11 protein-coding genes are annotated in these 13142 nt (G+C 30.6%); 8 read left to right on the top strand and 3 right to left on the bottom strand.

All coding sequences use genetic code 11. The features are described from left to right. Positions 1–100 precede the first annotated feature (100 nt). Together X924_RS05490 and X924_RS05485 are read right to left on the bottom strand one after the other, a co-directional pair. A complete protein-coding gene (locus X924_RS05490) occupies positions 101–1177 on the bottom strand; it encodes a Xaa-Pro peptidase family protein (RefSeq protein WP_121957940.1) in 1077 nt (358 codons plus the stop codon). A 911-nt stretch (positions 1178–2088) separates the two neighbouring features. Next, a complete protein-coding gene (locus tag X924_RS05485; protein WP_121957939.1) occupies positions 2089–2739 on the bottom strand; it encodes a peroxiredoxin in 651 nt (216 codons plus the stop codon). A 1059-nt stretch (positions 2740–3798) separates the two neighbouring features. Between X924_RS05485 and flgM the strand changes: the two genes are divergently transcribed. From flgM to X924_RS05445, 7 genes are all read left to right on the top strand, one after another. Further along, positions 3799–4068: a flagellar biosynthesis anti-sigma factor FlgM gene (gene flgM / locus X924_RS05480; protein ID WP_121957938.1), complete on the top strand. Its 270-nt coding sequence runs from the start codon at positions 3799–3801 to the stop codon at positions 4066–4068. Positions 4069–4120: 52 nt separating this feature from the next. Further along, positions 4121–4570 (top strand): hypothetical protein, encoded by a 450-nt coding sequence (locus X924_RS05475; protein WP_146255672.1) that lies wholly within the window; start codon positions 4121–4123, stop codon positions 4568–4570. A gap of 1 nt (position 4571) precedes the next feature. After that, the gene (gene flgK, locus X924_RS05470; RefSeq protein ID WP_158245326.1) at positions 4572–6995 is read left to right on the top strand and encodes a flagellar hook-associated protein FlgK; all 2424 of its coding nucleotides are present in this window, start codon (positions 4572–4574) and stop codon (positions 6993–6995) included. Positions 6996–7008: 13 nt separating this feature from the next. After that, positions 7009–7893 carry a flagellar hook-associated protein FlgL gene (gene flgL / locus X924_RS05465; protein ID WP_121957935.1) on the top strand — a complete coding sequence of 295 codons (885 nt, stop codon included), beginning with the start codon at positions 7009–7011 and terminating at the stop codon, positions 7891–7893. A gap of 15 nt (positions 7894–7908) precedes the next feature. Then, positions 7909–8382: a flagellar assembly protein FliW gene (gene fliW / locus X924_RS05460; RefSeq protein ID WP_121957934.1), complete on the top strand. Its 474-nt coding sequence runs from the start codon at positions 7909–7911 to the stop codon at positions 8380–8382. A gap of 2 nt (positions 8383–8384) precedes the next feature. Continuing rightward, positions 8385–8648, top strand: coding sequence for a carbon storage regulator (locus X924_RS05455; protein ID WP_121957933.1), 264 nt, complete (start codon positions 8385–8387; stop codon positions 8646–8648). Positions 8649–9178: 530 nt separating this feature from the next. Continuing rightward, positions 9179–9547, top strand: a complete 369-nt coding sequence (locus X924_RS05445) for a cupin domain-containing protein (protein WP_121957931.1) — start codon at positions 9179–9181, stop codon at positions 9545–9547. Positions 9548–9626: 79 nt separating this feature from the next. Here X924_RS05445 and X924_RS05440 read toward each other — a convergent pair whose 3' ends face one another. Then, positions 9627–10118, bottom strand: a complete 492-nt coding sequence (locus X924_RS05440) for a ferritin (protein ID WP_121957930.1) — start codon at positions 10116–10118, stop codon at positions 9627–9629. 1467 nt (positions 10119–11585) lie between these two features. Here X924_RS05440 and X924_RS10290 point away from each other — a divergent pair. Beyond that, positions 11586–13142 (top strand): HAMP domain-containing protein (locus X924_RS10290; protein WP_233186589.1); only part of this gene is annotated, 1557 nt, incomplete at its 3' end.

The raw sequence follows: 13142 nt of genomic DNA, 5'->3' as shown, positions 1-13142 counted from the left end.
ATCTATAATTTTCTATTTTCATTAATATTATATCATATAAAAAATTCTTAAAACTTTATGACACTTTTAAATTCTTATTTTTTCATAAATTTATAGGCTTTCATATTATTGTAAGTTCTTTTGGAAACTTGTTTAAAACTCGGCATCCATCATCGGTTACAAGAACCAAATCTTCGATTCTAACTCCTCCAACTCCAGGTAAGTATATACCAGGTTCTATAGAAAATATCATGCCAGCTTCAAGAATAATTTGACTATTTTGTGATATATAAGGCATCTCATGTATTTCTAATCCTACACCATGACCTGTTCTATGTATAAAATATTGGCCATAACCTTTTTGATTTATAACACTTCTTGCAGCATCATCAACTTCATAAGCCATAACACCAGGTTTTACTTTTTCTATAGCTTTCAAATTTGCTTCTAAAACAATTTGATATATATTCTTTAAAGTTTCTATAGGGTTTCCAAAAAAAACTGTCCTTGTCATATCAGAACAATAATGATCTTTTATACATCCCATATCTATTAATACAGCTTCTCCATCTTTTATCTTTGTATTTTGAGGGATATGATGAGGATCTGAAGCATTCTTTCCATACGCTACTATTGGCTCAAAAGAAACTTCGTCCGCGCCCTCTCTTTCAAAAATATTCTTAATTGCTTTTGCTAAGTATTTCTCAGGTAACATCTCAGGAATTACACTTATAACCTTCTCCATTGATGAATCGTTTATAATTGAAGAAGCTTGCATAAGTTCAATTTCTTCAGAATCCTTCTTCATTCTTAACTTGCTTATTAACGGTGTTATGTTTTGAAACACAGAAACTGTTCCTATGATTTTTAATAAATCTAATAGAAACCCTGATCTCCACTGTTCTTCAATTCCTATCGTTTTGTCTTTGTTAATAAGCTGAGATAATATTATTATAGGATCTTGAGAATCTGAGTAGTTTATTATATCAACTTCTTTCAAATTAGTTATTTTTATCATTTCATTTAATATTAGTTTTGTTTCTCCAAAAATATTTACATAAAACGCAAGGAGGCGTTCTCCTGGTTCTATCCATTCTCCTAAAAAATAATACAAAGAAGGAGTGGAAGTAATTATAACTTGGTGAATATTTTGTTTTCGCATAAGATCTAAAAATTCGTTTAATCTTTGTTCTTTCATATATCTGTATTTCCTCCTTAAAAAATTATTTTTTACTCACGTTGGAAATTGCCATGGACCCATTTTAAATTTACACACTTATTTTCCAAAAGTTCTCATTTTTAAAGTCCTTATCTGAATTTTTTAACTTTTTCGGTACTTGTACCGAGAGGGGGCGCGGGCTCCGCCCTGGACCCGCTTTAAATTAAAAACCCTATTTTAAGAAAATTATTATTTCTAAAGTTTCATTTTAATTCTTAATTTCCTTAAACTCTTCGCTACGTATAGAGAGGGAGGGGAGAGGGGCTCCGCCCTGGACCCACTTTTAAATTCAAAACCCTATTTTTAAAAAGTCTTCTATTTTAAAGTTTTATCTAATTTTGACCAATTGTTTATTTCTTTAGCTCTTCGGTACTTGTACCGAGAGAGAGAGGGCTCCGCCCTGGACCCAACTTTAAACCCAAAACTCATTTCTAAAGTCCTTATCTAATTTTGACCAATTATTTATTTTTTTAGCTCTTCGGTACTTGTACCGAGGGGGAGGAGAGGGCTCCGCCCTGGACCCAACTTTAAACCCAAAACTCATTTCTAAAGTCTTTCTCTAATTTTGACAAATTGTTTATTTTTTAAGTTATTCGGTACTTGTACCGAGAGAGGAAGGGGCTCCGCCTTGAACCCGTTATAAAATCAAAATCTTACTTTTAAAAAGTCCTCATTTTAAAGTCTTTATATAATTTTGACAAATTGTTTATTTTTTTAGCTCTTCGGTACTTGTACCGAGAAAGGGAGAGGGCTCCGCCCTGAGCCAGCTTTTAAATTCACACGTTTATTTTCCAATTTATCTAACAAAAAATTCCTATAAATGCGATCTTTAAAATTATTATAACATAAAAAAACTGCACCCCTAAGGTGCAGTTCATATTGAAAAATTCTTATTCTTTTATTTCTTTTACTTTAAACCACCAATCATACCCTTCTTGACTTGATGCTTTTCTTTCCAAAGCATCTTTGTATGTTGCCACAGGTGGTATGATTACTTTATTTCCTAATATAGAATTTTCAGGCCAGTTACCAGGAACTACTACTTTCTGTTTATCAGAAAGTTGAAGAGCTTTCACTGCTCTGTATACTTCATTAATGTTTCTTCCAACTTCTGACGGATAATACATAATAAGTCTTATTACTCCTTCAGGGTCTATAACAAAAACAGCTCTAACTGTTGCAGAACCTTTTTCAGGGTCTACCATACCTAATTTTGTTGCAACTTTTCCCAGGGAATCGGCTATGATTGGAAAAGTGATCTCTACTCCAACATTTTCTTTAATCCATTCCATCCATTTTATATGTGCATGAACTTGATCAATAGAAAGGCCTAATAGTTCTGTATTGATCTTTCTAAATTCATCATGCTTTTTCGCAAATTCAACAAACTCAGTGGTACAAACAGGTGTAAAATCTCCTGGGTGACTAAATAAAATTAACCATTTACCTTTATAATCTTTTGGTAATTCTTTTTTACCGTCTGTTGTAACTACAGTCATCTCTGGAAACCTTTCTCCTATTAAAGGAATTCTACCTTCCATCTTGATTTACCTCCCTTTCTTAATTTTTATCTCTACTCATTTTAGGAATTCCAAAACCTAAGTTTTGCCAATATTTTAGTTTTAAATTCAAAACCTTACTATTAAAAACACTTCATTTCTAAAGTACCTATCTAATTCTTATTAACTATGAATTTCTTTAGCTCTTCGGTACTTGTACCGAAGGAGGTGAGGGGGGCTCCGCCCTGAACCCACTTTTAAATTCAAAAGATTACTTTTAAAAAGTTCTCCATTTTANNATTCGGTACTTGTACCGAGAGTGGAGAGGGCTCCGCCCTGGACCCATAAAAAGCTTATTTTTCAAAAGTTCTCTATTTTAAAGTCTTTATATAATTTTGACAAATTGTTTATTTTTTAAGTTACTCGGTACTTGTACCGAGAGAGGGAGAGGGCTTCGCCCTGGACCCGTTATAAAATCAAAATTCTATTTTTCAAAAATTCCCATTTCTAAAGTATTTATTAATTCTTATTTCTACTTATTTTAGAAATTCCAAAACTAAAAAGAAGGTCTCTGACCAAAACTTTTTTAGATTCTCCTAAGATTATTATATCAATCTAAAATTAAAAAATAAGTAAATTTATAAATACTATTTTTGAGATTATATTAAGAAACAGTTTTTTTGAAATCTGTTTTTGTCTTTAAAAATTTTTCTAATGAAAACCTATTTTGAGTCGATAATAAATTAGATAACTTTAGAAATTAGTTTTGGAATTTAAAGTGGATCGAGGCAAAGCCCCTTTCTCTTCTTGGTACAAGTCTCAAGAAGTTAAAAAATAGACAATTAGTAAAACTTAGAACCGTAGAGATCTTCTATAAAAACTTGGGACTAAAATATTGATAAAATTTCTAAAGTGCATATAAATTAAATAGGAACTTTAGAAATGAAAATTTTCAGAAAATAAGCATTTGAATTTATAACGGGTCCAGGGCGGAGCCCTCTTCCTCTCCTTCGGTACTTGTACCGAAAAGGTTAAAGAAATTAAAATAGAAGTTCCATAATTTCTAAAGTGCATATAAATTAGACGAAAGGAGGAAAAATAATGGATATAAATAACATTAATCCCATGGGGAACAACAATTTTAATAAAATTAATGAAGCCAACACTAAAAAAACAAACGAAAAACAATTACTAAGAGATTACAACCAAGAAAATGTTTATAACATTACAGGAAATTCTAAAAGATATGTAGAATTATCAAAAGAGATTCCAGAAATAAGAGAGGATATTGTTGCTAAATTAAAAGAAGCAATTGAAAATGGCTCATATCAAATTGATGTTGAGAAAATTGTGAACAAAATGCTTGAATAAAAAGGTGGTGACCCTCATTTCTAACTTAGATGAGTTTAAGGGTATTTTAGATTTGCAAAATTCATTACTAAATCAATTAAAACAAGCTTTTATAGAATTGCGAGAAAATATTACAAAAAAAGCCGCTGTAAAAGAAGTTAATAATAAACTTTTAGAAATCGAAGTTCTCGCTAATGATTTTAGAAAAATTGAAAATTTGAGGAATGAAGTAGTTTTAAATTTATGTAGAGATGAAAATATAGACAATAATATAGAATCTTTGATGGAATATTTTACAAAAAAAGATTATAAAACGGCGCTCTTGCTTTCTCAGTTGGTTTTAAATGTAAAAGAATTAATGGATGAAATAAATCTATTAAACGATATAATTGTTTTTCAAACAAATTTAAACGATTTTATTTATAAAATATTGAATCCTGCTTCATTAACTCATGGAAAAACATATACTAATACGGGAAAAGATAAAGACAGTAATATTTCTACTAAAAGTTGGAGGGGTTAAAATGTGTGCGATGACTCTGTATGGCATGTTGAATACAGGATTGTTGGGAGTTTATACAAACAAAGTTGCGATGAGTGTAACCGCACACAATATTGCTAATGCAAATACTCCGGGATTTTCAAGACAAACTCCTGTAATGGTAACAAATCCGCCTATTTATTTAAGTAGTATGGGAGGTTCAGGACGCTCTTTATCTTTTGGTACAGGTGCAACTGTTGCTGATATCCAAAGGATTAGGGATGAATTTTTAGACTTACAATTTAGAGAAACATCGGCACGCTTACAATATTGGGAAAATATTTACTCAAATATACATTATATTGAACAACTTTTTGGTGAACCAGGAGAAACAGGATTAAGAAATATGTACGATTCTTTTTGGGCTTCTATTGAAGAATTAAAATCAGATCCTTCAAATGAAGCTGCTAAAGCTCAAATCGTTTTTCGAGCTGATGAATTGATAAATACAATGAAAGACCTTGATTATAGATTACAAGAACTCGCAAATGATATAAATAGCGAAATTAAACTCAGAATTGATCAAATAAATGGTAACTTAGAAAGAATCGCAGATCTCAATCAAAAAATTTTGACAGTAAGTACAATCGGAGGCAGTCCTAATGATTTATTAGACGAAAGAGATAGATTATTAGATCAATTAGCAGAACTATCTGATATTAGAATAACTACTCTTGCAAATGGTCAAATGTCTTTGAGTATAGGAGATAAAGTGATTCTAAATGGTTCGCATTATCAAAAAATACATTTAGAAACCTTACCGCAAACAGGGGATTATTATCAAGCATACGTTGGAAACAGCCCGCTAACATTTGGAGACGGCAAAATGAAAGCTCTTTTTGAATTAAGAGATGAAATAATACCTTCGTATAGAAAACAATTGGATGAGTTTGGATTATATTTAGTCGATACTACAAACCTTATATATAAAGAAGGATGGGATGCTACAGGAACTATAAAAGGAGCTCAATTTTTTACGGATATTAGTACACAAACAGGTTTTGAAAATTCGCGATTATTCAGAATAGCAGGTAACGTCGATGTTTTTCATTCAGCAAATATTAACTACGTTACAAGTAACAAGACTTTTTATAATGATCCGCTAATTGATTTAACAGATCCTAATACCCCTTTTAATATTTTTTCTATTTCGTCATCAGATGTTTTATCAGGATCATCTCTTCCAATTTCTGTAAATTATGATCCTACAAATAATGCAATATACTTAGAGAGTACTTCTCCTTTGGAAGACAAACTTATCCTTGATTTAGACGGTTCCTTTTTTAAACAGTATGGTTTTGCAAAGAAAGAAGTTGGGGCGTACAAGATTGATGTAAACAATGTCATACCTGGAAGTTTGAGTTTCGTGGTTAATGGAAACGATTATAATATAAATTTTTCAAATGAAACAGAGTTAGTAGACAATATAAATTCTAATGCGGGAGGTTATTTGAAAGCTTTTGAAAATGACGGTTATATTTATATTGTTCCAACAGAAAAAGTTCCAAATTACGATTTAAACACTATTGTTTTAAATGATGTTGAAGGCTCTCTCTCGCAAATGGAAGCTCAAAGAATTACTCTTGACGCCTTAGATATTTCACAACCTACACTAAATAATTTGTTAGGTTCACATAATACTTTAGAAATGAGTATAAATGGAATAAGAATAGAAATTAATCCTTTAAAAGACAATATATATGATTTAATTGATAAAATAAATGCTACAAATACCGGAGTTACCGCATCGATTACTCCACAAGGAAAGTTTATTTTAAGAGCAGGTAATTTCATTGATTTTGATATGCAAAACGTTACTATTAAAGGTCCGGAAAATTTATTTAAAGCATTAGGTTTAATTGAAACTACCTCAAATAACATAATCACGCTGATTTCTCCAAATATGTCTCCTCAAAATATCGAAGAACGTTTTTCTAAAGCTGATTTGTTGAGAATAGACAATACCATAGGGATAATCAATCAAATCAATGTTTCTCAAAATTTAAAAAGTAATCCTTCTTTATTAGCAATTGATTTAGGTTATTATGATGGTTCAAACTACTATCCTACAGGTCCTGGCAATGTTAGCGTATGGAACGAAATTTCAAAATTAAAAAACCTTAGCATATTAGATAATGGTAGAATAGGATTTTCGGATTTTTTAGCAAATATAATAACGGATATGGGAGTTAAAGGTGAAAATGCATATAAAATGCGGTTAAACAGTGAAACCTTAAATTCTCAAATAAGCCTTGAAAAAGAAAGAGTAATGGGGGTTTCAATAGATGAAGAAATGGCTAATATTATAAAATATCAACAAGCTTTTAATGCTTCAGCAAGAGTTATTACAGCCATAGATCAAATGCTCGGAACTGTGATCAACAATTTAGGCACAGTAGGAAGATGAGGGAGGAAATATTATGAGAATTACTGAAAATCTTTTAAATAAGCAAGCTCTTAAAGATATTCAATATGTTTTAAAGAGATATAGTGATTTAAGTTCTCAACTTACTTCAGGTAAAAAGGTTAGATATCCTTCAGATAACGCAGCTGTAGCAACAAGAATTTCAAATCTTGATAGTCGGATACGGGAGATTGAAAGGTACAAAACTAACGTGGAAATGGCAAAAAATTATGTTAATATGTATGATTCTTCAATTCAAGAAATTAGTACTGTATTTTTAAGAATAAAAGAATTGGCTGTTCGAGGATCAAACGGTTCTTTAAATAACGATGATAGGATGGCTATTTCGGAAGAATTAAATAAAATTAACACACATTTGGTTTCTATAGCCAACACTCAAATTAGTGGAAATTACATATTTGGTGGTGCTCAAAACAACTCTCCGGTTGTGTCAGATGACTTTAAAATATTGACTCCTTCCGAAGCAAATTTAAGACAAAAAATATCAATAGGCTCCCAAGAAGTTGTATATGGATTAACTGTATACGATGTTTTTGTCACGGATAGTGGCGCTTCAGCTTTCGGAATAATAAATAGACTGTCACAGGCAATTGGATCCGGCACAAGCGAGGCTATTCAACAAGAATTGGGTAACATTGATGAAATTCAGTCAAAAGCACTTAATTCTTTAGCAAAAGTAGGAGGAACTCAAAGACTTCTTGATATGACTTCAAATAGAATGGAAGAGTTTAATATATTTTCAACTGAGTTCTTGTCTAACGAAGCCGATGCAGACATTGCTCAAGTTATTATGGATTTATCTATACAACAAAGTGTTTTGCAAGCTGCTTTACAAGCGGCAGGAAATATTATTCCTCCGACCTTAGCTGATTTTTTATAAGGAGGTTTTTAGAGAATGATAAAAGATTTTGAAACTAAACTTGGAAATGTTAAAATAGATACAGAAAAAATAATTACTTTTGAGTACGGAATACCTGGTTTTGAAAGTCACAAAAAATTTGCTATAATTGAATTAGAATCAACTTATCCAATCATGTGGCTTGTTTCTTTAGAAGATAAAAACGTGGCTTTTCCTGTAACTTTTCCAAAACTCATTAGAAATGATTATGAAGTAGTTTTACCAGAAGATATAGTGGCATATCTTCAATTAGAAGATCCTGAAGATGCTGTTATATTAAGTATTTTGACTATCCCACAAAACAAAGATGATATAACAATAAATTTGGCTGCTCCTATTATTATATCCAAAAAAAACAATAAAGGGTTGCAGTTTTTGATTGAAAATAACAATTACAAGATTAGACATTATTTAGTGGAAGAAATGGAGAGGAACTCTGAACTGCTTTCTGTTCAAAAAGATGGTGACTAACTTTGCTTATACTGTCTCGAAAAACTGGTGAATCAATTATCATAAAAATTGGTGATAAAGAAATTAAAATGACTCTTGTTGAAATTAACAATGGGAGTATAAAGCTTGGTTTTGAGGCAGCAAGAGATATAAAAATATACAGAGATGAAGTATATCAAGAAATCGTAAATCAAAACAAAGCATCAGTTATAAGCGATATAGATTTAGCAAAAGAAATAAATAAAAAAATTAATTTACAAAAAGAAAAACAAAAGTTCAACGGGTAAAAGATAATTAAGGTGGCGGAGCTTTTCCATCTTTTTTGTTGTACTTAGTGAAGAAGTTTAAGGAATTCATATTTCGTGAGAATTATATAGAGACTTTAAAATGGAGAACTTTTTAAAAATAAGCTTTTTATGGGTCAGGGCGGAGCCCTCTTCCTCTATCGGTACAAGTACCGAAAAGTTAAAAAATTCAGGTAGTACTTTAGAAATAATGATTTTTAAAAATAAGGTTTTGAATTTAAAATGGGTCCAGGGCAGAGCCCTCCTCCCCCTTTCTTTGGTACAAGTACCGAAAAGTTAAGAGAATTAAATTGAAACTTTAGAAATAATGATTTTCTGAAAAATAAGATTTTGAATTTAAAATGGGTTCAGGGCGGAGCCCTCCTCCCCCTGCTTTGAAGCATCAATCAAGTTAAAAATTACTTAATACCTTTAAAAACGAAGTTTTTGATTTTAAAAGCGGGTTCAGGGCAAAGTTGAATTTTAGAATGTTACAGTGAGTAAAAAAATTTATATCCAGGAGGAATCTGTTAATGGAACAAATAAAAGCCATAATTGGAAAAGCAAAAGAAGTTAAACCATTAATAATAAATAACGAAATAACTAAGAATGTAGAAAAAAGAATACTGATTGGAAAAAGTAATCTTGGAGCTCCAAATTTTGTGATGAGACTTTTTACAGTAAAGCCTGGTGGGCATTCACCTAAGCATTCCCATAGATGGGAACATGAAATCTTTATAGTAAAAGGAAAAGCTGAAGTATATGATGGAGAAAAATATAATTTAGTAGAAGAAGGAAGTTATGTTTATATACCACCTTATGTTGAACATCAACTAAAAAATGCAGGTAATGAAGACTTAGAGTTTATATGTGTAATTCCAACTTCTGCAGATGAAGAGTAATTTTAAAATCTTATTAAAAAAACACTATCAGTAAAAACTGATAGTGTTTTTTAGTTGAATTTATGTTAACTTATACTATCTACTCTCTTTTTCCAAGTTCCATATCAAGCATAAATAATGCTGTTTTTTCATCTTTAATAAATTCTAAAGCATCAACTATATTTTTGGTTTGAGCTTCTTCTTCTACCTGTTCAGCTACATACCATTGTAAGAAATTGTATGTAGAATGATCATTTAACTCTTTTGAAAGGTCTACAAGCTTATAAATGGATTCTGTTACAAAAATCTCATGTTCATAGGCATCTTTAAATGCTTCCAAAGGACTTTCCCAGCTATTTTTTGGAGCTTGAATAGCTTCTAATTCAACGACTCCACCTTTGTCATAAATATAATCGTAAATTTTATGGGCATGATTCAATTCTTCCTTTACCTGCGATTTCATCCATTTTGCAAAACCTTTTAAATTTATTGAATCAAAATAAGAAGCCATGGAAAAATAAAGATAAGCAGAATATATCTCTTTGTTTATTTGTTCGTTTAAACTTTTTAGCATTCTTTCATCCAATTTCATTAATTATCTCCTCCTTTTGAATTTTAATATATTCATTAATTATTTTTTTATAAAATATTCTCTCCTTTCTAATAACTACTAATTCTTAATTTCTTTAACTTCTTCGCTGCGTGTAGCGAAGGAGGGGAGAGGGCTCTGCCCTGGACCCACTTTTAAATTCAAAACCTTACTTTTAAAAAGTTATTATTTCTAAAGTCTTTATATAATTTTGATAAATTGTTTATTTCTTAAGTTATTCGGTACTTGTACCAAGAAGGGAGAGGGCTCTGCCCTGGACCCATAAAAAGCTTATTTTTAGAAAATTATTATTTCGAAAATCCACATTTAATTCTTTTAACTTTTTCGGTACTTGTACCGAGAGGGAGGGAGGGCTCCGCCCTGGACCCATTTTAAATTCAAAACCTTACTTTTAAAAAGTTATTATTTCTAAAGTCTTTATCTAATTTCGACAAATTGTTTATTTCTTTAGCTCTTCGGTACTTGTACCGGGAGAGGGGAGAGGGCTCCGCCCTGGACCCACTTTAAATTCAAAATCTTACTTTTAAAAAGTCTCCATTTTAAAGTCTTTATATAATTTTGACAAATTGTTTATTTCTTAAGTTATTCGGTACTTGTACCGAGGGGGGAGAGGGCTCCGCCCTAGACCCATTATAAAATCAAAAGATTATTTTCAGAAAATCGTTATTTCTAAAGTACTATCTGAATTTTTTAACTTTTCGGTACTTGTACCAAGAGGGGAGAGGGCTCTGCCCTGAACCCGTTTTAAAATCAAAAGATTATTTTTAAAAAGTTCTCCATTTTAAAGTCTCTATCTAATTTTGATAAATTGTTTATTTCTTTAGCTCTTCGGTATTTGTACCGGGAGATGGGAGAGGGCTCTGCCCTGAACCCATTTTTAAATTCAAAACCTTATTTTTCAGAAAATCATTATTTCTAAAGTTTCAATTTAATTCTCTTAACTTTTCGGTACTTGTACCGAGAGGGGAGAGAGCTCCGCCCTGAACCCACTTTTAAAATCAAAAGATTATTTTCAGAAATGCTCCTTTTCTAAAAGTTCCCATCTATTTCTTTGATTTTGTCGGTACACATCTGAAGTATAGGAGAGGGCTCCGCCCTGGACCCATTATAAAATCAAAAGATTATTTTTAAAAAGTTCTCCATTTTAAAGTCTCTATCTAATTTTGATAAATTGTTTATTTCTTAAGTTATTCGGTACTTGTACCGAGAAGAGAAAGGGGCTCCACCTTAAACCCATTTTAAATTCAAAAGATTATTTTTAAAGTACTGTCTAATTTTAATTATACCAAATAAATTTTAAATTTTTATAAAATATCTAATTAAAACTGATTAATAAGTTACTTTTAAAGATGAATAGTTCAAAAATTTTATCTTTTAGAAAGATACAAAAAATTATTAAATTGTGTATAATATTATTGTTAGAAAACGTTTTCATGGAGGTGTATTTAGATGGATAAAACTATTAAAGATTATTCAAAGATGAGATGGTTTAACAAGTTTGGTAATAAAATAGGGTTGATACTTATTTTGCTTGCTTTAATTCCTACCATTTTTTTAGTAACTTATATGGTTTTATTTGTTCAAAATCGTTCTGTGGAAAGCGAAATGAAAGTTTTAGAATCTATAAACAAACTCAACCACGAATATTTTCTACAAATAGAAGAATATAATAAAATGGTTCAAGAACAGCTTAATCTTTATAATGCTTATTTATTAGAACAAATAGATAAAATTGAATCCGATATCTCTAAACAAATAGAAGAAAGCTACATAAAATCTTTTGATGATTCGCTAAGAACATTGGCTATAATATTTAACAATTTTTTAAATTCAGAAAAAACTTCATTAGAAAAAACCGGAAAGTTAATAGCTTCAGAAGCTACTATTAAAGAAAAGGCAGCTTCTAAAACAATTTCTTTGATAGAAAGGTATGGTTTGCTTGAACCATTTGTTACTACCCAAGAATATAACGGTATACAACTTTGGATTACATATCCTCCAGAAACCCCCGGCTCTGGGATAGAAATCAATTTTAATAATAATACTTACAAGGTACAAAAGAAAGCCGAAACATATTTAAAAGGATACGAATACACAAAAGACGTGAAAATTGAAGACTTCCTTAAAAAAAACTTTGAAGAAATTTTAAAAATGGGATATCTAACACCTGTTGTAACAACAAAAACTTTTGATTCTATCCCCTTTTTCATAGGTATTTTTCCAGTTGCGGATCCAATTGCAACCAATACAGTTAATGGTTTTCTTGTTATTTTAGAAGAATTTGAAAACCAAAAGTTATTGGAAATTTCCAATTTACTAAATGCACAACTCACGATTTTTGACCAAAATTATAATGTTTTGTATTCTAAATTCCCTAAAGAAGAAGTCTTTTTGGATAAAAACAAGCTTAATCAACAATTTATTACTGAAAATATTATAAATAAGTCAATGAGAAGTTATTATACAGGGATAAATGAATTTGATGGTATTTATGTACAAATAAGTAAAGATTATGAAGAAGTTGAAACATCTATAAATATACCTTTAGAAACTTCCTTTGAACTTCCTTCTTTATCTGTTCAAGAAATAGACGTTGATATAGACTTAGGTCTAAACGAAATAATCAAAAATATAATAGTTATTTTAATCATATTAATAATTGTGATCATAATATTCTCTTATATGTTTGGAAAGAGTTTTGGAGATAGGATTAGTAATTTGACTTCTAACGTTAAAAAGATGTCAAAAGGAGATCTAACAGTAGACTTTGAAAGCAAAAGCAAAGATGAGATAGGACAGATGGCGAATGCACTATCAGAGATGAGCAAAGAATTAAGAAAATCGATGAGTTCAATAAAAGAAGCATCAGAAAAAGTAGATAACGCATCCATAAAACTAACAAAAGCATCCCAAGAAAGCAGGAATAATTCTGAAGAGTTAAAGACACAAATGGATACGATACAGGCATATGCAGAAGAAACAACAGGAAAAGTAGAAGAAGTAACA

The sequence above is a fragment of the Petrotoga sp. 9PWA.NaAc.5.4 genome (assembly GCF_002895485.1).
GTDB lineage: Bacteria > Thermotogota > Thermotogae > Petrotogales > Petrotogaceae > AZRK01.
Note: the sequence above shows the minus strand (reverse complement) of the source record. Positions and strands in the feature narration are given on the sequence as shown.

Bases quoted from the DNA above. Each gene is read 5' to 3' on its own strand.
- X924_RS05490 (WP_121957940.1), bottom strand. From the start codon at position 1,177: ATGAAAGAACAAAGATTAAACGAATTTTTAGATCTTATGCGAAAACAA.
- X924_RS05485 (WP_121957939.1), bottom strand. From the start codon at position 2,739: ATGGAAGGTAGAATTCCTTTAATAGGAGAAAGGTTTCCAGAGATGACT.
- flgM (WP_121957938.1), top strand. From the start codon at position 3,799: ATGGATATAAATAACATTAATCCCATGGGGAACAACAATTTTAATAAA.
- flgK (WP_158245326.1), top strand. From the start codon at position 4,572: ATGTGTGCGATGACTCTGTATGGCATGTTGAATACAGGATTGTTGGGA.
- flgL (WP_121957935.1), top strand. From the start codon at position 7,009: ATGAGAATTACTGAAAATCTTTTAAATAAGCAAGCTCTTAAAGATATT.
- fliW (WP_121957934.1), top strand. From the start codon at position 7,909: ATGATAAAAGATTTTGAAACTAAACTTGGAAATGTTAAAATAGATACA.
- X924_RS05445 (WP_121957931.1), top strand. From the start codon at position 9,179: ATGGAACAAATAAAAGCCATAATTGGAAAAGCAAAAGAAGTTAAACCA.
- X924_RS05440 (WP_121957930.1), bottom strand. From the start codon at position 10,118: ATGAAATTGGATGAAAGAATGCTAAAAAGTTTAAACGAACAAATAAAC.